The 26544-nt window shown below is 56.0% G+C and carries 24 protein-coding genes; 15 read left to right on the top strand and 9 right to left on the bottom strand.

Annotated features, from left to right (window positions below):
• Positions 1-2 precede the first annotated feature (2 nt).
• Positions 3-926 carry an HTH-type transcriptional activator AllS gene (allS, locus tag GRPL_RS02000; RefSeq protein ID WP_032700670.1) on the bottom strand — a complete coding sequence of 308 codons (924 nt, stop codon included), beginning with the start codon at positions 924-926 and terminating at the stop codon, positions 3-5.
• 211 nt (positions 927-1137) lie between these two features.
• Here allS and allA point away from each other — a divergent pair, with 211 nt between their 5' ends.
• From allA to glxK, 10 genes are all read left to right on the top strand, one after another.
• The gene (gene allA, locus GRPL_RS02005; protein WP_032700669.1) at positions 1138-1620 is read left to right on the top strand and encodes an ureidoglycolate lyase; all 483 of its coding nucleotides are present in this window, start codon (positions 1138-1140) and stop codon (positions 1618-1620) included.
• A 91-nt stretch (positions 1621-1711) separates the two neighbouring features.
• Positions 1712-2530 carry an HTH-type transcriptional repressor AllR gene (gene allR / locus GRPL_RS02010; RefSeq protein WP_032700668.1) on the top strand — a complete coding sequence of 273 codons (819 nt, stop codon included), beginning with the start codon at positions 1712-1714 and terminating at the stop codon, positions 2528-2530.
• An 88-nt stretch (positions 2531-2618) separates the two neighbouring features.
• The gene (gene gcl / locus GRPL_RS02015) at positions 2619-4400 is read left to right on the top strand and encodes a glyoxylate carboligase (RefSeq protein ID WP_032700667.1); all 1782 of its coding nucleotides are present in this window, start codon (positions 2619-2621) and stop codon (positions 4398-4400) included.
• A 13-nt stretch (positions 4401-4413) separates the two neighbouring features.
• A complete protein-coding gene (gene hyi / locus GRPL_RS02020; protein ID WP_032700666.1) occupies positions 4414-5190 on the top strand; it encodes a hydroxypyruvate isomerase in 777 nt (258 codons plus the stop codon).
• A gap of 119 nt (positions 5191-5309) precedes the next feature.
• Positions 5310-6188 (top strand): 2-hydroxy-3-oxopropionate reductase, encoded by an 879-nt coding sequence (glxR, locus tag GRPL_RS02025; protein ID WP_032700665.1) that lies wholly within the window; start codon positions 5310-5312, stop codon positions 6186-6188.
• A 54-nt stretch (positions 6189-6242) separates the two neighbouring features.
• Positions 6243-7499 carry an MFS transporter gene (locus GRPL_RS02030; protein ID WP_032700663.1) on the top strand — a complete coding sequence of 419 codons (1257 nt, stop codon included), beginning with the start codon at positions 6243-6245 and terminating at the stop codon, positions 7497-7499.
• 78 nt (positions 7500-7577) lie between these two features.
• Positions 7578-9032, top strand: coding sequence for an allantoin transporter (locus tag GRPL_RS02035; protein WP_032700662.1), 1455 nt, complete (start codon positions 7578-7580; stop codon positions 9030-9032).
• Between the two features lie 131 nt (positions 9033-9163).
• Positions 9164-10525, top strand: a complete 1362-nt coding sequence (gene allB, locus GRPL_RS02040) for an allantoinase AllB (RefSeq protein WP_032700661.1) — start codon at positions 9164-9166, stop codon at positions 10523-10525.
• 181 nt (positions 10526-10706) lie between these two features.
• The gene (locus GRPL_RS02045; RefSeq protein WP_032700660.1) at positions 10707-12014 is read left to right on the top strand and encodes a uracil/xanthine transporter; all 1308 of its coding nucleotides are present in this window, start codon (positions 10707-10709) and stop codon (positions 12012-12014) included.
• A gap of 21 nt (positions 12015-12035) precedes the next feature.
• The gene (gene glxK, locus GRPL_RS02050; RefSeq protein WP_032700659.1) at positions 12036-13181 is read left to right on the top strand and encodes a glycerate 3-kinase; all 1146 of its coding nucleotides are present in this window, start codon (positions 12036-12038) and stop codon (positions 13179-13181) included.
• Positions 13182-13398: 217 nt separating this feature from the next.
• Here the strand turns inward: glxK and allE are convergent, their stop codons facing one another.
• The 3 genes from allE to allD are packed head-to-tail and all read right to left on the bottom strand — an operon-like array spanning position 13399 to position 16498.
• Entirely contained in the window at positions 13399-14181 is a 783-nt protein-coding gene (gene allE / locus GRPL_RS02055; RefSeq protein WP_032700658.1) for a (S)-ureidoglycine aminohydrolase, read from the bottom strand.
• 10 nt (positions 14182-14191) lie between these two features.
• Positions 14192-15427: an allantoate deiminase gene (gene allC / locus GRPL_RS02060; protein WP_032700657.1), complete on the bottom strand. Its 1236-nt coding sequence runs from the start codon at positions 15425-15427 to the stop codon at positions 14192-14194.
• 21 nt (positions 15428-15448) lie between these two features.
• Positions 15449-16498 carry an ureidoglycolate dehydrogenase gene (allD, locus tag GRPL_RS02065; protein WP_032700656.1) on the bottom strand — a complete coding sequence of 350 codons (1050 nt, stop codon included), beginning with the start codon at positions 16496-16498 and terminating at the stop codon, positions 15449-15451.
• A 315-nt stretch (positions 16499-16813) separates the two neighbouring features.
• On the opposite strand from allD, the gene GRPL_RS02070 reads away from it, so the two are divergent.
• The 4 genes from GRPL_RS02070 to GRPL_RS02085 are packed head-to-tail and all read left to right on the top strand — an operon-like array spanning position 16814 to position 21466.
• Complete coding sequence (locus GRPL_RS02070) at positions 16814-18481, top strand: acyl-CoA synthetase FdrA (protein WP_032700655.1); 1668 nt, start codon at positions 16814-16816, stop codon at positions 18479-18481.
• Between the two features lie 9 nt (positions 18482-18490).
• Positions 18491-19750, top strand: a complete 1260-nt coding sequence (locus tag GRPL_RS02075) for a YlbE family protein (protein ID WP_032700654.1) — start codon at positions 18491-18493, stop codon at positions 19748-19750.
• A 9-nt stretch (positions 19751-19759) separates the two neighbouring features.
• Positions 19760-20563, top strand: coding sequence for an oxamate carbamoyltransferase subunit AllH family protein (locus GRPL_RS02080; protein ID WP_032700653.1), 804 nt, complete (start codon positions 19760-19762; stop codon positions 20561-20563).
• Between the two features lie 9 nt (positions 20564-20572).
• Positions 20573-21466: a carbamate kinase gene (locus GRPL_RS02085; protein WP_032700652.1), complete on the top strand. Its 894-nt coding sequence runs from the start codon at positions 20573-20575 to the stop codon at positions 21464-21466.
• A gap of 302 nt (positions 21467-21768) precedes the next feature.
• Here the strand turns inward: GRPL_RS02085 and purK are convergent, their stop codons facing one another.
• From purK to ppiB, 4 genes are all read right to left on the bottom strand, one after another.
• Positions 21769-22836, bottom strand: a complete 1068-nt coding sequence (purK, locus tag GRPL_RS02090) for a 5-(carboxyamino)imidazole ribonucleotide synthase (protein WP_032700651.1) — start codon at positions 22834-22836, stop codon at positions 21769-21771.
• Complete coding sequence (gene purE / locus GRPL_RS02095; RefSeq protein WP_032700650.1) at positions 22833-23342, bottom strand: 5-(carboxyamino)imidazole ribonucleotide mutase; 510 nt, start codon at positions 23340-23342, stop codon at positions 22833-22835. Before purE ends, purK begins: the two co-directional genes overlap by 4 nt.
• Before the next feature lie 119 nt (positions 23343-23461).
• Entirely contained in the window at positions 23462-24184 is a 723-nt protein-coding gene (gene lpxH, locus GRPL_RS02100; RefSeq protein WP_032700649.1) for a UDP-2,3-diacylglucosamine diphosphatase, read from the bottom strand.
• Positions 24185-24187: 3 nt separating this feature from the next.
• On the bottom strand, positions 24188-24682 hold the full coding sequence (ppiB, locus tag GRPL_RS02105; protein WP_032700648.1) for a peptidylprolyl isomerase B: 495 nt from the start codon (positions 24680-24682) through the stop codon (positions 24188-24190).
• Between the two features lie 173 nt (positions 24683-24855).
• On the opposite strand from ppiB, the gene cysS reads away from it, so the two are divergent.
• Positions 24856-26241 carry a cysteine--tRNA ligase gene (cysS, locus tag GRPL_RS02110; RefSeq protein ID WP_032689155.1) on the top strand — a complete coding sequence of 462 codons (1386 nt, stop codon included), beginning with the start codon at positions 24856-24858 and terminating at the stop codon, positions 26239-26241.
• Between the two features lie 89 nt (positions 26242-26330).
• Here cysS and ybcJ read toward each other — a convergent pair whose 3' ends face one another.
• Positions 26331-26543, bottom strand: coding sequence for a ribosome-associated protein YbcJ (gene ybcJ, locus GRPL_RS02115; RefSeq protein WP_004858878.1), 213 nt, complete (start codon positions 26541-26543; stop codon positions 26331-26333).
• Position 26544 lies beyond the last annotated feature (1 nt).

Here is a 26544-nt window from a genome sequence, read left to right as displayed (position 1 = left end):
TTTCACGGTGTATCGCTGAATAGCGTCAGGAATCCCTGGATTTCCGGGGCGGAGTGACCGAATAGCGAGACGATATCCTGCACCGCTTTACCATGATGATCTTTACGCCAGGCGAGGCTCAGAGGAGAGGGGGGACGCATGGTCGGTATCTGCCGGGACACCAGTTCGCCGCGAGCGATAAGCGGCTGGCACAGCGGTTCGGGTAAAAAGCCGATGCCGACGCCGGCGATATGGGCGGCGACTTTGGTTTCGATATCGGGAACCACGATCTCTTTTTGTCCCGGCAGGCGCCAGGCGACGCGCTTTGTCAATCGCCGCGCGCTGTCTTCAATATTGACCGCAGGATAGCGGCGCAGCTGGGCCTCTGACAGCGGGTCGGTTTGCTGGCTTAGTGGATGATGCGGCGACATCACGAATAGCCAGGTCACTTCGCCCAGCGAGTTGACGGCAATATTTTCCGCTAACGGTTCGGTGCCAGTGACACCGATGGCCAGCGAAAAGTCATCGTGCAGGAGCGTATCCCAGACGCCCATATAAATTTGTCGTGAAAAATGAAATTGCGTAAAAGGGTAACGCTGGGTGAGCCAGGCCAACAGCCGCGCAATGGCCTGAGGGTCATACATCAGGTTATTCACCACAACATTGACCTGGCGCTCCACGCCGTCGTTAATCTGCTGTAGCTCGCCGGGCATGCTGTCAATCCAGCCCAGCCACTCTCTGGCCTGCGCCAGAAGATGCATTCCTGCAGGGGTCAGCAGGACGCTGCGCGTGGTGCGCGAAAAGAGCGCGACGCCAATGTTATCTTCCAGCAGTTTGATGCGATAGCTAATTGTGGCGGTGGTTTTATAGAGTTTTTCGGCTGCTCTGGAGAAGCTACCGGTCTCCGCGACGCTGACAAAGGTGCGTAGTGTTTCGGGGTCTAGCATCGCCTTATTCCTCGTAATTTAATAATTCACCCATGATTTTTAAGTATCTTTTCACAATAACCTTTTCAATTATGTGGCTTAAATCAGGTTTTGGAAAATTATTCCAACTTATAGTTAATACCACTTTGAGATGGCCATGAATTGACCGGTACATCTATCACCCTCAAGGTATGAGGAGGGCGACGGTTTTTAATGACTAAGGAATATTGCAATGAAGCTAGAAGTATTGCCGCTGACGCGCGAAGCATTCCGCCCCTATGGGGACGTTATCGAAACGGAAGGGCAGGATTTTTTTCATATTAATGATGGCAAAGTGCAGCGTTTTCACGATCTGGCCATGGTGGAGACCCTGCAGCAGGATCGCACGCTAATCAGTATTAATCGGGCCCAGCCGGCGGTATTGCCGATTGTCGTCACCGAGCTGGAACGTCATCCGCTGGGCACCCAGGCGTTTGTGCCGATGAACGGCGAAGCCTTTGTCGTGGTGGTCGCGGCAGGAGGCGATGAGCCGGACATGACCACGCTGCGTGCGTTTATCTCCAATGGCCGTCAGGGAGTAAATTATCATCGTAATGTCTGGCATCACCCGCTGTTTGCCTGGCAGAGCGAAACCGATTTTTTAACTGTCGATCGCGGCGGAAAAGATAACTGCGATGTCGTGGAGATCCCGGCTGTGGAGTTGAGCTTTGCGTGATGTTGCACGTGACGCTGTCGATTATCTTGCATAACATGTGGGTGCTTACACACTATTTATGCTCAGGTTTTGAGCCGGAGATAATCGAGGTATGACAGAAGTGAGAAGGCGGGGAAGGCCGGGCCAACAGGAGCCTTCCGCGCAAAAAGGCGCACAGGCGCTGGAGAGAGGGATTGCGATACTGCAATACCTTGAAAAGAGCGGCGGCAGCTCATCGGTCAGCGATATTTCCCTGAATCTGGACTTACCGTTATCAACCACTTTTCGCCTGCTAAAAGTGCTGGAGGGCGCCGATTTTGTCTATCAGGACGCGCAGTTAGGCTGGTGGCACATCGGGCTTGGCGCATTCAATATCGGCTCGGCTTACATCCACAACCGGGATGTTTTATCCGTTGGCGGACCCTTTATGCGGCGGCTGATGTTGATGTCGGGGGAAACGGTAAACGTGGCGATTCGCAACGGCAACGAAGCGGTGTTGATTGGCCAGCAGGAGTGCAAATCGATGGTAAGGATGTGCGCGCCGCTCGGCAGCCGGCTACCGCTGCATGCTTCAGGGGCCGGAAAGGCGCTGCTGTATCCGCTGTCCCCGGATGAGTTGGTTGATGTGATTGTAAAGACCGGACTGCAGCGCTTTACGCCGACGACGATCGTGGATTTACCGGTCCTGCAGCGAAATCTGGATGAGGCGCGCGCTCGCGGCTACAGCATTGACCAGGAAGAGCACGTGACAGGATTAAACTGTATTGCTTCAGCGGTTTATGATGATGTGGGATCCGTGGTGGCGGCGATTTCGATTTCCGGACCGGCGTCCCGTTTAACCCCGGACCGTTTTGTCAGCCAGGGAGAGCTGGTAAGGGAGACGGCAAGGAATATCAGCACCGCGCTGGGACTAAAACCTCAGGCAGAGTGATCGCCGAACCGACCCGCTCTGAGGAGCGGGAATTTTTGGGCTTTATTCAAGTTTGGAAAAACTTTCCAATATAGTGAGGTAGTAAAAAATGGCAAAAATGAGAGCCGTCGACGCGGCAATGTATGTACTCGAAAAAGAAGGGATTACCACCGCATTCGGCGTACCTGGCGCGGCGATTAACCCCTTCTACTCTGCGATGCGTAAGCACGGCGGGATCCGCCATATCCTGGCTCGCCACGTGGAAGGCGCGTCCCATATGGCAGAAGGCTATACGCGTGCCACTGCCGGTAATATCGGCGTATGTCTGGGAACATCGGGCCCGGCGGGAACGGATATGATCACCGCGCTGTACTCTGCCTCTGCGGACTCCATTCCTATTTTGTGCATTACCGGCCAGGCGCCGCGCGCGCGTCTACATAAAGAAGATTTCCAGGCGGTCGATATTGAATCCATCGCTAAGCCCGTGACCAAAATGGCGGTTACCGTACGCGAAGCGGCGCTGGTACCGGGCGTGCTGCAGCAGGCTTTCCATCTGATGCGTTCCGGCAGACCGGGACCGGTGTTGATCGACTTGCCTTATGATGTTCAGGTGGCGGAAATCGAGTTTGACCCCGAGCTGTATGCACCGCTCCCGGCTTATAAACCCGTGGCAACTCGTCCGCAGATCGAACGCGCGCTGGCGATGCTGCTGATGGCGGAACGTCCGGTGATTGTCGCCGGCGGCGGGGTGATTAATGCCGATGCCGCAGCGTTGCTACAGCAATTTGCTGAAATTACGCATGTTCCGGTGATCCCGACGCTGATGGGCTGGGGCTGTATCCCGGATGACCACGAATTGATGGCCGGGATGGTCGGCTTACAAACCGCGCATCGCTACGGCAACGCCACGCTGCTGGCCTCCGACCTGGTGTTCGGTATCGGTAACCGCTTTGCCAACCGTCATACCGGTTCGGTTGAGAAGTACACCGAAGGTCGCAAAATCATCCATATCGATATCGAACCGACGCAGATTGGCCGCGTGCTGTGCCCGGATTTAGGCATCGTGTCCGATGCTAAAGCGGCGTTGGCTCAGCTGGTGGATATCGCGCAGCAGATGCAAAAAGAGGGCCGCCTGCCGCGCCGCGAGCGCTGGGTTGCCGAGTGTCAGGAGCGCAAGCGTACGCTGCTGCGTAAAACCCACTTCGATAACGTGCCGGTCAAACCGCAGCGCGTCTATGAAGAGATGAACAAAGCCTTTGGTCGCGACGTGTGCTACGTCACCACCATCGGCCTGTCGCAAATCGCCGCCGCACAGATGCTGCACGTATTTAAAGATCGCCACTGGATCAACTGCGGCCAGGCCGGGCCACTGGGCTGGACACTTCCTGCCGCGCTGGGTGTTTGCGCCGCCGACCCGGAGCGTAACGTGGTGGCCATCTCCGGCGACTTCGACTTCCAGTTCCTGATTGAAGAGCTGGCGGTGGGCGCGCAGTTCAATATTCCTTACGTCCACGTGCTGGTGAACAACGCCTATCTGGGCCTGATTCGTCAGTCGCAGCGCGCGTTCGATATGGATTACTGCGTCCAGCTGGCGTTCGAAAATATCAACTCCAGCGAAGTGAACGGCTACGGCGTCGATCACGTCAAGGTTGCTGAAGGTCTCGGCTGCAAAGCGATTCGCGTCTTCAAGCCGGAGGATATTGCGCCCGCCTTTGCGCAGGCGAAAGCCTGGATGAAAGAGTATCGCGTGCCGGTTGTCGTGGAAGTGATCCTTGAACGCGTCACCAATATCTCGATGGGTAGCGAGCTGGATAACGTGATGGAGTTTGAAGATGTTGCCGATAGCGCCATCGATGCGCCAACCGAAACCTGCTTTATGAAATATGAATAAATGAGGTGAACCTATGTTGCGCTTTTCTGCCAACCTTTCGATGTTATTTCTGGAATATGATTTTCTGGATCGCTTTGAGAAAGCGGCGGCCTGCGGTTTTCGCGCCGTTGAGTTTATGTTCCCGTATGACTATGCGCCCGAGGTATTAAAGCAAAAGCTGAGCGACAACCGGCTGGAGCATACCTTGCATAACTTACCCGCCGGTGACTGGGCGGCGGGGGAGCGCGGCATAGCCTGTATTCCCGGGCGCGAAGCGGAGTTCCGCGAAGGCGTTGACGCCGCAGTTCGCTATGCCAAAGCGCTGGGCAATCGCAAAATCAACTGCCTGGTCGGTAAAACCCCGCCTGGCTATCGCGAGGATCATATCCGTTCCACACTGGTGGCGAATTTACGTTTTGCCGCCGCCGCGCTGGCGCAGGAAGGTATTCTGCTGCTGATCGAACCAATTAATTACTTCGATATGCCGGGCTTTTATCTGAATACCACTCATCAGGCATTGGCGCTTATTGATGAGGTCGGCAGCGATAATCTGAAAATCCAGTACGATATTTACCATATGCAGCGGATGGAGGGGGAATTAACCCATACGATGCAAACTTATGCTAATCGTATTGGGCATTTACAGATTGCTGATAATCCGAATCGCGGTGAGCCGGGAACCGGTGAAATTAATTACGATTATCTTTTTAAATTTATTGATAGATCAAGCTATGACGGCTGGGTGGGCTGCGAATATAAACCGCTGACCACCACCGAGGCGGGCCTGGCATGGTTTAATCACTACCGCTAATTATTAATTTATCTTTGGGTAGTATTTATTATTCCAGACTCAGGGGTTTTATTTCCTGACAACAGGAAGGGATAGCTATTGCCCTGGTAAATCGAAACAGAAATTCTGAGAGGATAATTATGAAACTGGGATTTATTGGTCTGGGCATTATGGGTACCCCGATGGCGCTCCGTCTTGCCAGGGCAGGCCACGCTCTGCACGTTACCACCATCGGCCCGGTTGCTGATGACCTGCTCAAGCAAGGCGCACAGCATCTGGCTACCGCCGAGCAGGTTGCGGCGCAGTCGGAGATTATTTTTATCATGGTTCCGGATACCCCTCAGGTTGCCGACGTTCTGTTTGGCGAGCACGGCTGTGCCACAGCGGCGCTTAAGGGGAAAACCATCGTGGATATGAGCTCTATTTCGCCGATTGAAACCAAACGGTTTGCGCAGCAGGTGCGTGAACTGGGGGCGGATTATCTGGATGCTCCGGTATCCGGCGGCGAAATCGGCGCGCGTGAAGGCACGCTCTCGATTATGGTCGGCGGCGATGAAAACGTCTTTGCCCGCGTGAAACCGCTGTTTGATATTCTGGGTAAGAACATCACCCACGTAGGCGGTAACGGCGACGGTCAGACCTGCAAAGTTGCTAATCAGATTATCGTCGCGCTGAATATTGAAGCGGTGTCCGAAGCGCTGGTTTTCGCGTCTAAAGCCGGAGCCGATCCTGCTCGCGTGCGTCAGGCACTGATGGGCGGCTTCGCCTCCTCGCGTATTCTGGAAGTGCATGGCGAAAGAATGTTGAACCGGACGTTTAATCCCGGCTTTAAAATTTCTCTGCACCAGAAGGATCTTAATCTGGCATTGCAGAGCGCGAAAGCGCTGGCGCTTAATTTACCGAATACGGCAACCTGTCAGGAGCTATTTAATACCTGCGCTGCCAATGGCGGTAGCGAATTAGACCACTCGTCTTTAGTGCAGGCGCTGGAATTAATGGCAAATCATAAAATATCGTAATGAGAAAATGCTGCCGGTTCCGGCAGCGTTTTTTTAAACCTCACGGGTGAATTTATGGATACTATCAATAAAACGGGTATCGATTATTGGAAGAAAATAGTCGTCGTAATGAGTCTGGGCTGGGTGGCAATATGGATTTATCGTACCGTATTAACACCTATTTATCCGGAAATTCAGGCGTCCTTAGGCAACGTCAGTAATGCTGAAATCGGCGCGATTGCCAGCTTCTATTTTCTGGCCTATTGCGGAATGCAGATTCCCTGCGGAATTCTGGTCGATAAGCTGGGTCAGAAAATTATGTTGATGTGCGGTTTCTCGCTGTTCATTATTGGTACATTGAGTATTGCTAATGCGGGAAATCTGACGCTGATTTATATCGGCTCGCTGTTGGCCGGTGCCGGCTGTGCTTCCTTTTTTAGTTCTGCCTATTCGCTTTCCTCGGCCAACGTGCCGCAGGAGCGCCGGGCGCTGGCGAACGCCATCATTAACAGCGGCTCCGCCATCGGCATGGGGATTGGCCTGATTGGCTCAAGCATTCTGGTCAAAAGTATGCATATGGCGTGGCAAAACGTATTGTTTATCGTCGCCGCGATCCTGGTAGTGATGCTCTGCGTGTTTACCCTGGTGATTCGCCGCAAGCTAAAAGAGCCTGCCGTAGCGGAGAATAAGGATAGCGCAGCGGCTGCCGCTCCGGTCGCTGAAAAGAAATCGGCGCCGCTGTTTTCGCCGCTGCTGTGTAGCGTCTACTTTCTCTATTTTTGCACCTGCTACGGCTACTACCTGATCGTCACCTGGCTGCCTTCTTATCTCCAGACCGAACGCGGCTTTGACGGCGGCGCCATTGGTTTTGCTTCCGCGCTGGTGGCAGTGGTCGGGGTGCCGGGGGCGCTGTTCTTTAGCCATCTCTCGGATAAGTTCCGTGACAGTAAAGTCAAAGTTATTCTCGGGCTTGAGATTGTCGCCGCGGCCATGCTGATGTTTACCGTTCTGTCGCCGAATACCACCATGCTGATGATTAGCCTGGTGCTGTACGGACTGCTGGGCAAAATGGCCGTTGACCCGATTCTTATCTCTTTCGTTTCCGAGCAGGCGTCAGCGAAAACATTAGGCCGCGCCTTTAGCTTGTTTAATTTCTTTGGCATGAGTTCAGCGGTGGTCGCACCGACGCTCACCGGTTTTATTTCCGACCTGACCGGGTCAAAAGAAATGAGTTTTGTGATGTCTGCCGGGTTAGTTATTACCGGAACGATACTGTTTGCGCTAATTGCCTTGCGTAAGAACAAAATACAGTCAAAGACAATCCCAGTATAATAAAAATAAATAATTAAAATTTGTTGTTCCACATAGCTAAACCTACAAACGTAATCCGATGCGTATTAAGAGGGAATTATGGAACAAACTCAAGACCTGTACAAAGCCAGGGGTTATAGCGACGATCTACTGCCAAAAGTAGCCTCGCAGCGTAACTGGAAAACATTTAACTATTTTACTTTATGGATGGGATCCGTACACAATGTACCTAATTATGTGATGGTTGGTGGCTTTTTTATTCTCGGACTATCAACATTTAGCATAATGATGGCAATAATATTGAGTGCTTTTATTATTGCCCTGGTTATGGTGTGTAATGGTGCTGCCGGAAGTAAATACGGCGTACCCTTCGCAATGATATTAAGAGCCTCCTATGGTGTACGTGGGGCATTATTGCCCGGCCTGCTCAGAGGCGGCATCGCGGCAATTATGTGGTTTGGTTTGCAATGCTATGCCGGCTCGCTGGCATTCCTGATCTTATTAGGTAAACTGTGGCCCGAATTTCTGACGCTCGGCGGCGATTTTAAGCTGTTGGGACTGTCGTTGCCGGGGCTGATCGCCTTTCTGGTTTTCTGGCTGATTAACGTAGGTATTGGTTTCGGCGGCGGAAAAGTGCTCAATAAATTTACCGCAATCCTGAACCCCTGTATCTACATTGTCTTCGGCGGCATGGCTATATGGGCTATCTCGCTGGTCGGGATCGGCCCAATCCTCGACTATCTGCCGACCGGGGTGGCGAAAGCGGAACATACCGGCTTCTTGTTCCTGGTCGTTATCAATGCGGTGGTTGCCGTCTGGGCTGCGCCGGCGGTGAGCGCCTCGGACTTTACCCAGAACGCGCGTTCGTTTCGCGAGCAGGCCGTTGGGCAAACCCTTGGCTTAGTGGTGGCCTATATTCTGTTCGCGGTGGCCGGAGTGTGCATTATCGCCGGCGCCAGTATCCATTACGGTATGGATACCTGGAACGTACTGGATATTGTGCAGAAATGGGATAGCCTGTTTGCCTCGTTCTTTGCGGTGCTGGTGATATTAATGACCACGATCTCCACCAACGCGACCGGTAATATTATTCCGGCGGGCTATCAAATCGCGGCAATTGCCCCCACGAAACTGACGTATAAAAACGGCGTGCTGATCGCCAGTATTATTAGCCTGCTGATCTGCCCATGGAAATTAATGGAGAATCAGGACAGTATTTATCTTTTCCTCGATGTTATCGGTGGCATGCTGGGCCCGGTTATTGGCGTAATGATGGCGCACTACTTTATCGTCATGCGTGGGCAAATTAATCTTGATGAACTTTATACTGCACCGGGGGATTATAAATATTTCGATAATGGATTTAACGTTACCGCATTCCTGGTAACCATTGTGGCGGTTATTTTATCGCTCGGCGGAAAATTTATTCCACTACTTGAACCGTTCTCCCGCGTGTCGTGGTTTGTTGGCGTGATTGTCGCTTTTGTCGCATACGCCTTGCTGAAAAAGCGGGCCCAGCCGAATAACCTGGCGCGTCCCAATGCTGTGAATTGATTTTATTACAACCAGGAAAGTTTATTTCATGGATGAAGCTTCAAGAGCCAAAGCCATTGGTATTGCGGTGTACGTGGCTGCAAACAGAAGTATGGCGGCTTAATCGTCTGTACACATACAAGGAGTTTTATATGTCTTTTGATTTAATCATTAAAAACGGCACCGTCATTCTGGAAAACGAATCCCGGGTGGTCGATATCGCGGTTGCTGACGGCAAAATCGCCGCTATCGGTGAAAACCTGGGTGAGGCGAAGCAGATCATGGATGCCACGGGTCTGATCGTTTCGCCAGGGATGGTCGATGCGCATACGCATATTTCTGAGCCGGGCCGTACCCACTGGGAAGGATACGAAACGGGCACCCGTGCGGCGGCAAAAGGTGGCATTACTACGATGATCGAAATGCCGCTGAACCAGCTGCCGGCCACCGTCGATCGAGAGACCATTGAGCTGAAATTCGACGCCGCGAAAGGCAAGTTGACCATTGATGCCGCACAGCTTGGCGGCCTGGTCTCCTATAGCCTGGACCGGCTGCACGAGCTGGATGAAGTGGGCGTGGTGGGCTTCAAATGCTTCGTCGCGACCTGCGGCGATCGCGGGATTGACAATGACTTCCGCGACGTTAACGACTGGCAGTTCTTCAAAGGCGTACAAAAGCTGGCCGAGATGAAGCAGACGGTACTGGTGCACTGCGAAAACGCGCTGATCTGCGATGAGCTTGGCGAAGAGGCGAAAAGAGAAGGGCGCGTGACCGCCCATGATTATGTCGCCTCCCGTCCGGTATTCACCGAAGTTGAGGCGATCCGCCGCGTTCTGTATCTGGCGAAGGTCGCCGGTTGCCGTCTGCACGTGTGCCACGTCAGCAGCCCGGAAGGGGTCGCCGAAGTGACGCGCGCCCGTCAGGAAGGCCAGGATGTCACCTGCGAATCCTGCCCGCACTACTTTGTGCTGGACACCGAACAGTTTGAAAAGATTGGCACCCTGGCGAAGTGCTCTCCGCCGATCCGCGACGCGGAAAATCAGAAAGGGCTGTGGGAAAAGCTATTCAACGGTGAGATCGACTGTCTGGTATCCGACCACTCTCCGTGCCCGCCGGAAATGAAGGCTGGCAATATCATGCAGGCCTGGGGCGGGATTGCCGGTCTGCAAAACTGTATGGACGTCATGTTCGATGAAGCGGTGCAGAAGCGTGGTATGCCTTTGCCGCAGTTTGCTCGTCTGATGGCGACCAACGCCGCGGATATTTTCGGCCTGAAGCATAAGGGCCGCATCGCGCCGGGCAAAGACGCCGACCTGGTGTTTATTCAGCCGAACAGCAGCTACGTCCTGCAGACGGAAGACCTCGAATATCGTCATAAAGTCAGCCCTTACGTCGGCCGTACGATTGGCGCGCGGATCGCCAGAACCCTCCTGCGCGGCGATGTGATCTATGACATCGAGCAGGGCTTCCCGCACGCGCCGAAGGGGAAATTTATCCTTAAGCATCAGCAATAACGGGGAACCGTTGAATTCCCGGACTACGGCGTAAATGCCTTATCCGCGCTACGGGCCTGATGCCGCACGCGGGTTTTGTAGGCCGGACAGGCGCATCGCGCCGCGCCGCCTCCGGGAAATCCCTCGGTCAATTCCATGCTTAGCGCCTGTTTAACGGCAGGCGCTTTTTCAGGATTTCATCATGGTGGTATTTCCGCTAAATAAACGAAACACCCTGGCGGGATTTCAATGGTTCTTCTTTATTTTCTGCAACACCGTCGTGGTACCGCCGACACTACAGTCTGCTTTTCAGTTGCCTGCCAGCGCGCTGATTACGCTGACTCAGTACGGTTTTATCACCACCGGGCTGGCCTGCCTGGCGCAGGCGCTGCTGGGCCATCGTCGGGCGATTATGGAAGGGCCTACGGGACTATGGTGGAGCACTATCCTGACCGTCACCGTCGGTGAAGCCGCGCGCGGCACCCCGTTTGCCAGCATTGCGTCAAGCCTGGCGGTTGGCATCTTTCTGTCGGCGATATTCACCATCATCATCGGCGTGAGCGGCATCGGTCATCGCCTGGCGAAGCTCTTCAGCCCGACGGTCATGGTCTTTTTTATGCTGCTGCTCGGCGCACAGCTCACCACTATCTTTTTTAAAGGTATGCTCGGGCTGCCTTTTAGTTCGACTCAGGCCAACGTGGGCATTCAGTTGGCGCCGTTTAGCCTGGCGCTGGCGGTGATGATGCTGGTGCTGGGGATGATTATTTTTCTTCCGGACGGCATCGCTCGCTATGCCCTGCTGTTTGGCACCCTCGTAGGCTGGGCTGGCTGGTACCTGCTGTTTCGCACTCCGCCCGCCACGATGGCATCCGGCCCGATTCACTGGCAGTGGTTTCCACTTGGCTACGGCGGGGAACTACGTCCCGGCATTATTTTGACGGCGCTGCTGGCGGGGCTGGTGAATATTACGAATACCTACGGCGCTATTCGCGGTACCGACGTTTTTTATCCCGAACAGGGCGCCAGCAATACTCGCTACCGACGAAGTTTTATTATATCAGGCCTGATGACCCTAATAACGGTTCCGCTCAGCGTGGTGCCGTTTTCGCCTTTTGTTTCATCGATAGGTTTATTAACTCAAACCGGAGAGACCTCGCGCCAGCCGTTTATTATCGGCTGCCTGTGCTGTCTGCTGGTGGGGCTATTTACGCCGCTGACCCACTTTTTTACCACGTTGCCCTTGCCGATTAGCAGCGCGGTCATGCTGGTCTCCTATCTTCCGTTGTTATATTCCAGCTTATCTTTCAGTAAACAAATTACCTTCACCGCGCGAAATATCTACCGGCTGGCGCTGCCGTTATTTATCGGCATCTTTTTAATCGGCCTGCCGCCGGTCTATCTCCAGACGCTGCCCCTGACAATTCGACCACTATTAGGTAACGGCTTATTAATCGGCGTACTGCTGGCGGTGGTGATGGAAAATCTCATTCCCTGGGATCGTATTAAGTAATGACATTAAAAAGGATGAACCATGAAAATTATTATTGCACCAGACTCTTTCAAAGAAAGCGTAAGCGCCAGCCGCTGCGCCCAAGCGATTAAGGCGGGCTTTATCTCTATTTTCCCGCAGGCGGAGTGCATCTGTCTGCCGATCGCCGACGGCGGTGAAGGGACGGTGGAGGCAATGGTTGAGGCCACCGAGGGTAAAATGGTGATGCTGCCGGTCATGGGGCCGATGGGCGATTTTGTCGGCGCCTTCTATGGCCTGAGCGGCGATGGACAAACCGCGTTTATTGAGATGGCGGCGGCCAGCGGGCTGATGCTGGTTCCTCCCGGGGAACGCAACCCCCTGCTGGCTACCAGTTACGGTACCGGCGAGCTGATTCGCCACGCGCTGGACACCGGCGTTCGTCACATTATTCTCGGCATTGGCGGCAGCGCCACGGTGGATGGAGGAATGGGAATGGCTCAGGCGCTGGGAGCACGCTTTGTTGATGAGCGCGGCGAGAGCGTTGGCCTCGGCGGCGGAGCGTTAGAACGGCTGGTCAACGTTGATTTACGCGATCTCGACCCGCGACTTCGCGAGTGCCGGATTGACGTAGCCTGCGATGTGGATAATCCGCTGCTCGGCGAACGCGGCGCGGCGGCGGTCTTTGGCCCGCAAAAAGGGGCCTGCGCAGGAATGGTCGCCGCCCTGGATCGCGGTTTAGAAAACTACGCTCAGGTGCTGCTGGCGGCAACCGGTCAGGATGTGACGGCGATGGTCGGCGGCGGCGCGGCAGGTGGGATGGGCGCGGCGGCTCGCGTATTCCTTAACGCCACGCTGAAATCGGGCATCGATATTGTGCTGGAAGCGGTTCATCTGGAGGAGGCGCTGCGCGATGCGGACCTGGTGATCACCGGCGAAGGGCGAATGGATTCGCAAACCGTCGGCGGTAAAGCGCCGGTTGGCGTGGCGCGGCTCGCCAAAAAGCACGGCATCCCGGTTATCGCCATCGCCGGCGTGCTGGGTGACGGCGTTGAAGCGGTGCATCAGCATGGTATTGATGCAGTCTTTAGCATTCTTCCCGCGCTGGCGCCGCTGGCCGAGGTGTTGGATCGCGGCGAGCAGAATCTTTACGCCTGCGCGCGCAATATCGCCTGCGCTATCAAGCTTGGCCAGACGCTGCCTGCCTGAATAAAAAATGCCACGGTTTTCACCGTGGCAAAATCCAACATAGCTAAACAAAAATGTGAATTCTATGAGGTTGATAACCAACCTGTTTTGAACACTGTGTCCGCGTTTTGACGGCTGGCGCCTTACCCGGCCTACGAAATTGACGATAACAAAAGGTTGTACTTAATCCGTAGGCCCGCGCCAGCGGGCGATACCAACGTTTGCAGCTTGTCAGCCATCAGATCTCAACGTCGCGGTTGCAGTCTTTCGAATAGATGTAGCTGAACGCTTCCCGTCCGACGCCGTATCCCGCCTGCAGGGAGTAAGCGCCCATAAAGATATAGTCTCCTTGCTTGACCGGAACCCAGCTGTTGTCGAGGTTATACACTCCCTGGCCGGAGAGAATATAGGCGCCGTGCTCCTGGACGTGGGTTTCAATGTAGCCGTGGCTGGCCCCCGGTTCGAAAGAGAGAATATGCATGTTCATATCGAAGCCCAGCTCTTTCGGCAGAAAATCGATCAGGATAACGTCTTCCATCCCTTCATAATGAATACGCTCCAGCTGGCTGACGTTGCCGGTGACCAGATAAGGCGCATGGCCCTCTGTCGGAATATAGCGACGCTTATAGAGAAATAGCTGGCTATCGGCTGAATGGCTATTACTGAAAGTCATCCGCTCACCCGGCGGGCAGTAAAGATAACCGCCTTTGGTCAGCGCGAAGGTTTTTCCCTGCGCCCCGGCGGTGATTTCCCCCTTAATCACATACAGGAAGGTCTCGATGCCTTCGCCGCCAAAACCGCTTTGATTGCCGCCGTTTTCATGCAGCGTGACCAGATAATCAACAAAGGTGGCGCCTAATTTCGGCGTTGACAAAATAGTCACATCGCAATGTTCAAAACCCGGAATAACGTTCTTGACCAGACCGTCCGGCGTCAGCAGCGCATAATTACCGTGGCGCACGATGGAACGGCTGGCCAGTAAATCATCGCGATAGCCAACAACATTATTTAAATAACCCATGATCGTTTCCTTATTCAGTCCAGGCCAGTTGATGCAACATTAAGGCGAGCGTTTTTACGCCTTCCGCCAGATCCTCGATATGCGTGCTTTCCGCCGGGTTATGGCTGATGCCTTTGATGCTTGGCATAAAGATCATGCAGGTCGGGAAGCAGGGAGCGAAAATCTGCGCGTCGTGTCCCGCTCCGCTGTGCATCACGCGGAAATTCACCTTCTCTTTTTCACAAAGTGCGGTGAGCTGGGCTACCAGCTTCGTATCCATGGGAACCGGAGCCTCATCCATCCACAGGTCGATCTCAATGCCGATATCCATCTCCTGACAGATCCGCCGCATATCGGCCTCAATGACCTCAGTAAATGCCGTTAACTCAAGCGCATCGGTGTGGCGGCAGTCCATCGTGAAGACGGTTTTGCCCGGCACCACGTTGACGGTATTCGGCTGTGGGGCGACTTTACCGAAGGTGAGCACCAGCGGGTCGCCGTGGGCTTTTGCTTTGGCGATAGATTCGCAGCAGATACGGCTAAAGGCGTGGACGGTGTCGCGACGGTAGCCCATTGGGGTCGTGCCGGCATGGTTAGACTCGCCGTTAAGGGTGATGGTGTAGCGACGCTGTCCGACAATGGCGTTGACCACGCCGATAGACTGCTTGTTGGTTTCCAGCACGCGACCCTGCTCAATATGCAGTTCTACGAAGGCTTTAATATCCCGGCGCGGCTTCTGCGGGGCGGCGGGCAGGCTGAAACCGCACTGCTTCATGGCATCGACAAACGCCACGCCTTTGGCGTCTTTAATCTCACGCACGTCCGCTGGATTAGCGATGCCGACGATATTTTTGCTGCCCCAGAAGACGTAAGGGAAGCGGCTACCTTCTTCTTCCGCTAACGCCAGCACTTCCACGGTACGCAGCGGCGCCCCGTAGGTCTCTTTTAACCAGCGAACCGCCAGCCAGGCCGCCAGCGCGCCGAACTGGCCGTCAAGATTGCCGCCGTTAACGACGCTATCAATATGCGAACCGCTGAGGATAACCTCATCGGGAAAGCGCGTGCCGGGCAGGCGACCATAGAGGTTGCCCACTTCATCAAAGCGTGTTTCCAGCCCGCTTTCGCTCATTCTTTGTTTGAACGCCTGCTGCGCCTGCAGCCATTCTGGCGAATAGAGCAGGCGGGTTATGCCCCCGGTCGGGTCGGCGCCGAAAGAGGAAAGCCAGGGCAATGTCTCTTCTATTGCCTGTCGAAAATAATGAGCCATACGCAACTCCTGTATTTTAATTTATTGAGCAAACGGGGAATTGGTTTCATAAGAGCGGTTATATAAAGCGTCCGAAACCAGATAGTCATAAATCTCATCCACGATCTCGATACCGTTGACGGCGCTGTTTTTTTCATTGATATCCAGGTTCTGCCCCGGGTAATAAACCTGGTTAAATCCGGGCGCTGGCGTAATGGCGTTTAATTCACGCATGGTGTCGCTGATATGCTGGCGGAATAGCGCGCTGGAGGAGAAAAACGCCGGGTTGATGACGATATGCAACTGGCCCAGCTCGCGCCCCTGGCTCAGGTTGTCGTACATAGAGCTGACCTGGCGGCCGAAGGGGAGGTTAAGCAAAATACCGGAGAGGACGTCGATCATCATCATCAGGCCGTAGCCTTTCGGACCGGCTGCCGGAAGCAGGGCGTGAACGGCAAAAGGATCGCTGGTTGGTGCGCCGTTTTTATCCACCGCCCAGCTGTCGGGAATGGTTTCATGGCGCGAGCGGGCATCGAGAATTTTCCCCCAGGCCTGCACCGTGGTGGCCATGTCGAAGGTGATAATATCGTCGCCCTCGCCGGGCGCGGCAAAGGCCAGCGGGTTGGTTCCGTAATAGATTTCCGCCCCGCCAAAAGGCACGACCATCGGGTCCGACTGGCACAGAGAAAGCCCGATAAGCCCGGCGCGAGCGGCCTGCCGGGCGAAGTAAGAGATGGCCCCGCTGTGGCCCATGCGCCGGATGCCGACCACGGCCACGCCGTTTTCCTGGGCTAATTCTATCGCGTGCTCCATGCCCATTTTGGCGGCCACCTGACCGGCGGCGTTATCGGCATGCAAAATACCGCTGCAGGGGCCGTTCTTTTCAAAGGTGAAGGTGGGATGCCGATTGGTTCCGCCTTTTGAAATACGCTCCGCATAATATTCAACGCGAACCGCGCCGTGCGAATGAATTCCCCTAGCATCGGCATAAACCAGCACATCGGCAATGATATCCGCGTGATTGCGAGTAAGCCCTGCTGTGTTCAGCTTATTGGCAATAAGCTGATGAAGTGTTTCCCGACTGACTTTCATCTGTCTTCCTTTTAACGACGGTGTAGAGCCTGACTGCCAAATAAAATACGGGGAAAATAAACTTAAATTGTGATCTGGATTGGTAAAAATAGTTAGTTAGATTTTATTTAATAATCACCGAGGGTTTATCAGAAGAGACCCCGTTAATCTATTCATTAAAAAACTCTGGTTAATGTTCAGGGCTTTATTTGAAAGCGTTGTGTAATAGTTTCCATGTGACTTGAGTCACGTCGACGATAATTTTATATCGCTAGCCTGATTGCAGATTAACCATGCTCATTCAATTGCAATGGGTGCAATTATTGGGGAGTTATTATGATTCATGCCTTTATTAAAAAGGGCTGTTTTCAGGATTCGGTCAGCTTAATGATTATTTCACGCAAGCTAAGCGAGTCGGAAAATGTCGATGATGTTTCAGTCATGATGGGCACACCGGCAAATAAATCGCTGTTGGAAACGACCGGCTTCTGGCACGACGATTTTGCCAGCGCGACGCCAAATGACATTTGTGTGGCGATCCGCACCGATTGCGCAGATGCGTCGGTAACGGAAATGATTGTCGCCCGTCTTGATGAGGCCCTCACCGCCCTGGCGCAGGGGAGCGGGCAAAGTCAGAGCCTGAGCGTGGTTCGCCGCTGGCAAAGCGCGACGCAGAAACTATCGCAGGCCAATATGGCCTTAATTTCCGTTGCCGGGGAGTACGCTGCGGAGCTTGCCCATCAGGCGCTCAGCAGCGAGAAAAACGTCATGATCTTCTCCGACAACGTCACGCTGGAAGATGAAATCGCGCTCAAAACCCGCGCCCGCGACAAAGGGCTGCTGGTGATGGGGCCGGACTGCGGAACCGCCATGATTGCCGGCACGCCGCTGGCTTTCGCCAACGTTACGCCGGAAGGCAATATCGGCGTCATTGGCGCGTCCGGCACCGGTATTCAGGAGCTGGTCTCGCAGATTGTCCTCGGCGGTGAAGGGATCAGCCATGCGATTGGTCTTGGCGGCCGCGATCTGAGCGCCGAAGTGGGCGGCATCAGCGCACAAACGGCGCTGGAAATGCTGACCCAGGACGAGCAGAGCCAGGTGCTGGCCTTTGTTTCTAAGCCTCCCGCCGAGGCGGTGCGTCTGAAGATCATCGGCGCCATGAAGCGCAGTGCGAAACCGGTGGTGGCGCTATTCCTCGGCTATATGCCGCCGACCGCACGCGATGAAAACGTCTGGTTCGCCCGTACGCTTGACGAGGCCGGGCGTCTGGCCTGTCTGCTGGCACGAGTGGTGCGGCGTCAGGAAAGCCTTCCCGCGGTGGCAGGCAAGCAGATTCGCGGTTTATACACCGGCGGTACGCTGGCTGCTGAATCGGCAGGACTGCTGGCAGAACGGCTGCAGATTACCCCCGATGCGCATCACCCTCAGGGCATGATGCTCAACGCGCAGGGTCATCGGGTCGTCGATCTTGGCGATGATTTTTACACCGTCGGCCGTCCGCATCCGATGATCGATCCCTCCCTGCGCAACCAGCTGATTGCTGAACTGGGCGCGGACACTCAGGTTGGCGTACTGCTGCTGGACGTGGTGATTGGCTACGGTGCCACCGCCGATCCGGCCGGCTCGCTGGTCGAAGCATGCCAGCGGGCGTGGGCGACCAGGGCTGACGATAGTCCGCTGCACGTTATCGCGACGGTGACCGGGACCGAAAGCGATCCGCAGTGCCGCTCCCGTCAGATTTCAGCCCTTGAAGATGTGGGGATTGCCGTGATCGATAGCCTGCCTGAAGCCACCCTACTTGCCGCCGCGCTGATTAGCCCGCCGCGGAAAGCAGCTCCGGCCCCGCGCGCCGGTCTGCTGGAGGGTGTGTCGGTGATTAATGCTGGCCTGCGCAGCTTTGCGCTCGATTTACAGACCGCCGGAACGCCGGTTGTTCACTATCAATGGGCGCCGATTGCCGGTGGGAATAAGAAACTGGCTCGTTTATTAGAACGTTTGCAATAAGAGGTCTCTATGTTTACATCAGTGGCGCAGGCCAATGACGCAGTAATAGAACGAATTCGTAATGCACGTCCGCACTGGCTGGATGTGAAGCCGGCGGGTTCTTTAATCGGGGCGCTGAATCAAAACAAAACGCTGCTCCACGCCGGGCCGCCGATGCGCTGGCAGGAGATGACCGGTCCGATGAAAGGGGCCTGCATTGGCGCCTGCCTGTTCGAAGGCTGGGCGCAGGGTGAGAAAACGGCCCACGCGATGCTGGAAAACGGCGAGATTACCTTTATTCCCTGCCACCACGTTAATGCCGTAGGGCCGATGGGCGGTATTACTTCGCCGAATATGCCGATGCTGGTCGTGGAGAACATCGCCGAAGGTAACCGCGCGTATTGCAACCTGAACGAAGGCATTGGCAAGGTGATGCGTTTCGGCGCCTACGGCGAAGACGTGCAGCAGCGCCTGCGCTGGATGCGCGATGTGCTGATGCCCGTCCTCAGTGCGGCGCTGAAACAGATGGTGGGCGGCATTGACCTCACCGCGATGATGGCGCAGGGCATCACCATGGGCGATGAGTTCCACCAGCGCAATATTGCCACCTCCGCGCTGCTGATGCGCACGCTGGCACCGCATCTGGCGCGCCTCAACCACGACAAACGACAGGTTGCCGAAGTGATGGATTTTCTCGCCATCACCGATCAGTTCTTCCTCAACCTGGCGATGGCCTACTGTAAATCGGCGATGGATGCCGGGGCGCAGATCCGCGCCGGCAGTATTGTCACCGCGATGACTCGCAACGGCGATATGTTCGGTATTCGCGTTAGCGGACTGGGCGACCGCTGGTTTACCGCGCCGGTGAATACGCCGCAGGGGCTGTTCTTTACCGGTTTCTCTCAGGAACAGGCCAACCCGGATATGGGCGACAGCGCCATTACCGAAACCTTCGGCATCGGCGGCGCGGCGATGATCGCGGCCCCGGGGGTGACCCGTTTTGTCGGCGCCGGCGGAATGGAGGCGGCGAAATCCGTTTCTGAGGAGATGGCGGAAATCTTCCTTGAGCGCAATATGCAGCTGCAGATTCCAGGCTGGGATTTCCAGGGCGCCTGTCTGGGACTGGATATTCGCCGGGTAGTTGAAACCGGCATTACTCCGCTCATTAACACCGGGATCGCCCATAAAGAAGCGGGGATCGGCCAGATTGGCGCCGGGACCGTCAGAGCGCCGCTGGCCTGTTTCGAGCAGGCGCTGGAAGCGCTGGCGGAAGAGCTGGGCGTAAGCTGAGGAAGCGCGATGGAGAGGATTCGTCCGCTGATAGGCAGCGTTGATGCGCCGGACCATCGCCAGCCGTGGCGAACCGGCGGCCTCTGGCGGCGCACGATTAACCTCTATGTTGAAGGCGGCGCGCTGCTGACGCTGCATCATCGGGGGCAGGGAGTGAGCCCCGGCGGATGGGTCGTTCGCCATCGCGATTTTATCCGGCTACACACGGCGCTGCGGACGGGGGCGTCGCCGATAGCGCGGGATGACGGTATTCAGGTCGGCGATTTTTTGCTGTTGCCGCCGCGCAGGCGCTGCTCCCTGCGGCTCCGCTGTCAGTCCGCTGGCGCTTACCTGCCGGCAGCGCTGATGAGTCGACCGGAGGAGACCGGGCTGTTCGGGCCGCTGTCGCAGGCTATCGATCCGCCGCAGCATCCTGAGCTGCGGCAGCTTCGCCACTGTTTTGCCTCCGCGCTGGCCGGTAACGCCGTCGACTGGCGGCTGTGGCTGGGCAAGGGGCCGGGCCTGACGCCGAGCCTGGACGACATGCTGATCGGCATGATGCTGGCGGCGTGGCGCTCGGGGCGAATGTCACCCTGCGGCGGAAGGGCATTTTTTCGCGCCTCCGGCGATCTGCACACGGCCACCACCCAGGTGAGCGTCAACTATTTACGCTACGCCAGCGAGGGGCGCTTCGCTTCGCCGCTGATGCATTTTGCCTACGCCCTGCAACGTGGACGACGTCTCGAGCCCGCCGTCGAAGCTCTGCTGGCGATGGGGCATACCTCCGGCGCCGACACGCTTCTGGGATTCTGGCTGGCGCAACATCTTATCTAAGGACTTTGTATGAAAACGCTGGTTATTGCCCTTGGCGGCAACGCTTTATTACAGCGCGGGGAAGCGCTGACCGTAGAAAATCAGTACCGCAATATCGATAGCGCGGTTCCCGCGCTGGCGCGTCTGGCGCAGAAGTATCGGCTGGCCATTGTGCACGGCAACGGGCCGCAGGTGGGGCTGCTGGCGCTGCAAAATCTGGCCTACGGCGACGTTGAACCCTATCCGCTGGACGTACTGGTCGCGGAGAGCCAGGGTATGATTGGCTATATGCTGGCCCAGCGCCTGGCGCAGGAATCACAAATGCCGCCGGTGTCGACGGTGATGACCCGCATTGCGGTGGCGTCAAGCGATCCGGCCTTTTCGGCGCCGGAGAAGTTCATTGGTCCGGTTTACGATCCGGAGCTGCAAAAACAGCTGGAAGGCGAGTATGGCTGGAGGATGAAGCGCGACGGTAAATATGTGCGTCGGGTGGTTCCTTCGCCGACGCCGGTGAGGATTGAGGAGTGCGAGTCGATTGAGCGTCTGCTGGACGAGGGGCACACGGTGATATGCTGCGGCGGCGGCGGGATTCCAGTGCTTGAGAATGGGCAGGGCGCAGAAGCGGTTATTGATAAAGACCTCGCCGCCGCGCTGCTGGCGGAGCAGATTGATGCCGATGGCCTGGTGATCCTGACCGACGCGGATGCGGTATATGAACATTGGGGCACCCCCATGCAGCGACCGATCCGCGAAGCGACGCCGGAAGAGCTGGCGCCTTTTGCCCGCGACGACGGCGCGATGGGGCCAAAAATTGCGGCGGTAAGCGGCTACGTGCGCCGCCGGGGCAAGCGGGCATGGATTGGCGCGCTGTCGCGCATCGATGACACCCTCGCCGGACTGGCGGGAACCTGCATTAAGCCCTGATGCGTTGGCGAAAATCCCCTGGTGGCTATCGTGCGCGCTTTCCCCGGGAGGCGCTGTCGCGCCTTACCCGGCTACGGGTCCATGCGATTTGCTGATTTGGTTAAATGGTGACGGGGCCTAATGATTGTTGGTTTTGTTGTGGTCGTGGATTGGCGCGCGGCTACGGGGTCATGCCAGAGGGTAGCCCGGACAGGTGTACAGTACCGCCTCCGGGAGATGCCGCGAAGAGTCAGAGCAACAGGAAAAGTTAGTAGCCCGGCTAAGGCGCAGCGCGCCGCAAGCCGGGATAAAGGAGTGCGGGATTACGCCAGCTGGGATTGCGCCCAGAAGATACCGCTGGCGTACTCCGGCGGCAGGATAGGTTTTAACGCTTCCAGCGTGGCGCTCAGGCGGTCGGTATCGCTGTCGGTCAGGTTAAGGTGACCCACTTTGCGCCCCGGACGCACCTCTTTGTCGTACCAGTGCAGATGTACCAGCGGCAGCTTCAGCCAGTCGTAGTTCAGATCGGTACCGATCAGGTTGATCATCACCGAAGGGCTGTTCACGACCGGCGGCGGCAGCGGCAGGCCGGTAATCGCCCGCAGATGCAGTTCGAACTGGCTGATCGAGGCACCGTTCTGGGTCCAGTGACCGCTGTTGTGCACGCGTGGCGCCAGCTCGTTAATCAGCAGGCCGTCCGCGGTGACAAAACACTCCATCGCCATCACGCCCACGTAGTTCAGCGCGTTCATAATGGCGGTAAGCATGCTTTCCGCCTGGTCCTGTTGGCGGGCATTGGCCTGCGGGAAGGCGACGCTGGTACGCAGAATGCCCTCCTGATGCAGGTTGCGGGTCAGCGGGTAGAACACCGTGCTGCCATCCTGCGAGCGGGCGCCAACCAGCGACACTTCGGCGGAAAAGTTGATGCCTTGCTCAACAATGCATTGGCCATAGTTTTCATCCGGCAGCTGCGCAATGTCGTTTTCGCGCAGTCGCCATTGGCCGCGACCGTCGTAACCGCCCACGCGACGCTTAACGATAGCCAGTTCGCCCAGACGTGCGAATACCGCCGGCCACTCGCTTTTATCTGCCAGCAGCTGCCACGGCGCGGTGGCGAGCTCCAGCTTATCAAACAGCTGTTTTTGCGTCAGACGGTCGGCAATGATCGGGAACACATCGCGGTTAACAAACGCCGGGTGGCTCGCCAGTTCACGCGTGAGCGCCGTTTCCGGCCAACGTTCGATTTCGGCAGTGATCACGCTTTGCTGAAACGGCACCGCTTCAGGATCGGCTTCCAGACCGACTGGCCAGACGGCGATACCCAGCGGTTCACCGGCCTGGCGCAACATCCGGCCTAGCTGGCCGTTGCCAAGGATGCAAACCTGCTTCATGCCGCACCCCGCGGATCCGGATTCTCCAGCACCTCATCGGTCTGGGCCTGACGCCAGGCGCTCAGGCGCTGATGCAGTTCAGCGTCGTGCAGCGCCAGAATCTGCGCCGCCAGCAGAGCCGCGTTGGCGGCACCGGCTTTGCCGATGGCCAGCGTACCGACCGGAATTCCGCGCGGCATCTGAACAATAGAGTAGAGACTGTCTACGCCGCTTAACGCCGCGCTTTGGACCGGCACACCGAGCACCGGCATCAGGGTTTTCGCCGCAATCATGCCCGGCAGATGCGCCGCGCCGCCCGCACCGGCAATAATCACCTGATAATCGTTGCTTTCCGCGCCTTCGGCAAAGCTAAACAGCTTATCGGGCGTCCGGTGTGCGGAGACCACTTCAACATGGTACGGAACGTTCAGGGCATCAAGGATTTCTGCGGTAAACTGCATGGTAGCCCAGTCGCTTTTGGACCCCATCACGATGGCGATACGCGCCGTATTATTGCGGGAAGACATGCGTCTTAAAACTCCTGTGGGTGTGCTTCACACTGCTTTAGAGGCCACAGAGAATAACATGATCTTTCGGTAAGGAAAACGGTTGCGTCACCGGTGATGGGGTGAAAATGGGCTGGAAATTAAAACGGGAATGAGATCAGTTCAACGTCGTCTTTGCTGACTTTGACCATCGACCCTTCGCTGTGCCAGGCGCCGAGGACCACGCGAAACGCCGGTTTGCCGTTGGCCTCTAGCGGGTGGACGGCAGGACGATGCGTGTGACCGTGAATCAGCCACTGTACCTGATGCCTCTCCAGCGCTTCGACCACCGCCTGCGGATTGACATCCATTATTTCCAGCGACTTGCTGCTGTTGGCCGCTTTACTGTCGGCGCGCATTCTGGCGGCGATGCGGCGGCGAATAAACAGCGGCAGGGCAAGGAACAGACGCTGAATCCACGGCGTATGGACTTTGGCACGAAAAGCCAGATAGCCCGGATCGTCGGTGCAGAGCGTATCGCCGTGCATAATCAGGACCCGACGGCCGTACAGGTCGAGCACTTTTTCTTCCGCCAGCAGCGTCATCCCGCAGGCGCGTGCGAAGCGCTGGCCAACGAGAAAGTCGCGGTTGCCGTGAACAAAATAGCAGGGCACGCCTGATTGAGTTAATGCGTTGATTGCCGAGGCGATTTGCTGATGCAGCGGGTTCGGATCGTCATCGCCAATCCAGGCTTCAAACAGATCGCCAAGGATATACAGCGCGTCCGCCTCACGGGCTTCGCCGGCTAAAAAGCGTAGAAAACCGGCGGTGATCGCCGGTTCTTCTGTTTGCAGATGCAAATCCGCAATAAAAAGTGTCGCCACGAATTACTCGCTGATGGTGACGCTTTTGATCACAACATCTTCTTTCGGCACATCCTGATGCATGCCGCTGCGGCCGGTAGCGACCGCTTTGATTTTGTCGACCACGTCCATGCCTTCAACCACTTCGGCAAATACGCAGTAGCCCCAACCCTGCAGGTTTTCACCAGAGAAGTTCAGGAAGTCGTTATCGACAACGTTAATGAAGAACTGCGCGGTGGCGGAGTGAGGTGCCTGAGTACGGGCCATGGCCAGAGTACCGCGGGTGTTTTTCAGGCCGTTGTTGGCTTCGTTCTGGATTGGGGATTTGGTGGTTTTCTGCTCCATGCCTGGCTCAAAGCCGCCGCCCTGGATCATGAAACCGTTGATAACACGGTGGAAAATGGTGTTGTTGTAGAAACCTTCGCGGCAGTAATCCAGGAAGTTTTTAACTGTTTCCGGCGCTTTGTCGTCAAAGGTTTTGATGACGATATCGCCATGATTAGTGTGGAAAGTAACCATTTTTGCATCCTGTTCCGATGATTGTGGTGCTTAAACCCAAAGTTGGGCGTGACATAGGGGGCTGTTATAGCATAACCGCCGGGTTCGATCACCTTGCATTGTGTGCTGCTTCGGGGTTGAATTAAGGTTAGAATACGCGACTTATATCCACACACGTCTACACGGAATCTTCGATGTTAAAAATTTTTAATACACTGACGCGCCAAAAAGAAGAGTTTAAACCTATCCATGCCGGGGAAGTGGGCATGTACGTGTGTGGAATTACCGTTTACGATCTCTGTCATATCGGCCATGGCCGAACTTTCGTCTCTTTTGACGTGGTTGCCCGCTACCTGCGTTTTCTCGGCTATAAGCTGAAGTACGTGCGCAACATTACCGATATCGACGATAAAATCATTAAGCGTGCTAATGAGAATGGCGAAAGCTTTGTCGCGCTGGTCGATCGCATGATTGCCGAAATGCACAATGATTTCGATGCGCTGAATATTCTGCGTCCGGATATGGAGCCTCGCGCCACCCATCATATTCCCGAGATCATTGAAATCACCGAACAACTGATCGCACGTGGCCATGCGTACGTGGCGGACAACGGTGATGTGATGTTCTCGGTACCGACCGATCCGAATTACGGGCAGCTGTCGCGCCAGGATCTGGATCAGCTGCAGGCTGGCGCGCGCGTTGATGTCGTTGACGTCAAGCGTAACCCGATGGACTTCGTGCTGTGGAAAATGTCGAAAGAGGGCGAGCCGAGCTGGCCGTCGCCGTGGGGCAACGGTCGTCCTGGCTGGCACATTGAATGTTCGGCGATGAACTGCAAACAGCTGGGCAACCATTTTGATATTCACGGCGGCGGTTCGGATCTGATGTTCCCGCATCATGAAAACGAAATTGCCCAGTCCACCTGTGCCCACGACGGGGAATACGTTAACTACTGGATGCACTCCGGGATGGTGATGGTTGACCGCGAGAAAATGTCAAAATCGCTGGGCAATTTCTTTACCGTGCGCGACGTGCTGAAGTACTACGATGCGGAGACCATTCGCTACTTCCTGATGTCCGGCCACTATCGTAGCCAGCTGAACTACAGCGAAGAAAACCTCAAGCAGGCGCGTTCTGCGCTGGAGCGTCTGTATACCGCGCTGCGCGGAACCGACAAATCGGCAGAGCCGGCCGGCGGCGACGCCTTCGAAGCGCGCTTTATTGAAGCGATGGATGACGATTTCAACACCCCGGAAGCCTATTCCGTGCTGTTCGATATGGCGCGTGAAGTGAACCGCCTGAAGACGGAAGATGTCGCCGCGGCTAACGCCATGGCCGCCCATATGCGCAAGCTCTCCGGAGTGCTGGGGCTGCTGGAGCAGGAGCCGGATGTCTTCCTGCAAAGCGGCGCGCAGGCTGACGACGGTGAAGTTGCGGAAATCGAGCAGCTGATTCAGCAGCGTCTGGATGCGCGTAAAGCGAAAGACTGGGCCGCTGCGGATGCGGCGCGTGATCGTCTCAATGAGATGGGGATCGTGCTGGAGGACGGCCCGCAGGGTACTACCTGGCGCCGGAAGTAAGCGATAAAAAAACGCCCGGCTTGCCGGGCGTTTTATTATCAGTCTTAACCCACCTCCTGTTGGAGGTGGCGATCATTCATTTAGCAGGATCAGGCAGTAACGGTGACGCTCTGGCCTTCAAAACTCACCGTCTGACCGGCGACGATTTTGCAGCGTTTGCGGGTTTCTACCGCGCCGTCAACCTTCACCAGGCCATCAGCAATCGCGATTTTTGCCTGCGCGCCGCTCTCACTCCAGCCTTCCAGCTTCAGTAGATCGCACAGTTCAACGTGTGGGTGTTTGCCCAGAGAAAAATTCGCCATC

Source organism: Klebsiella planticola ATCC 33531 (genome assembly GCF_000735435.1).
In the GTDB taxonomy this organism is placed as follows: Bacteria; Pseudomonadota; Gammaproteobacteria; order Enterobacterales; family Enterobacteriaceae; genus Klebsiella; species Klebsiella planticola.
The sequence above is the reverse complement of the archived record's forward strand: the minus strand, read 5'-3'. Positions and strand labels throughout refer to the sequence as shown.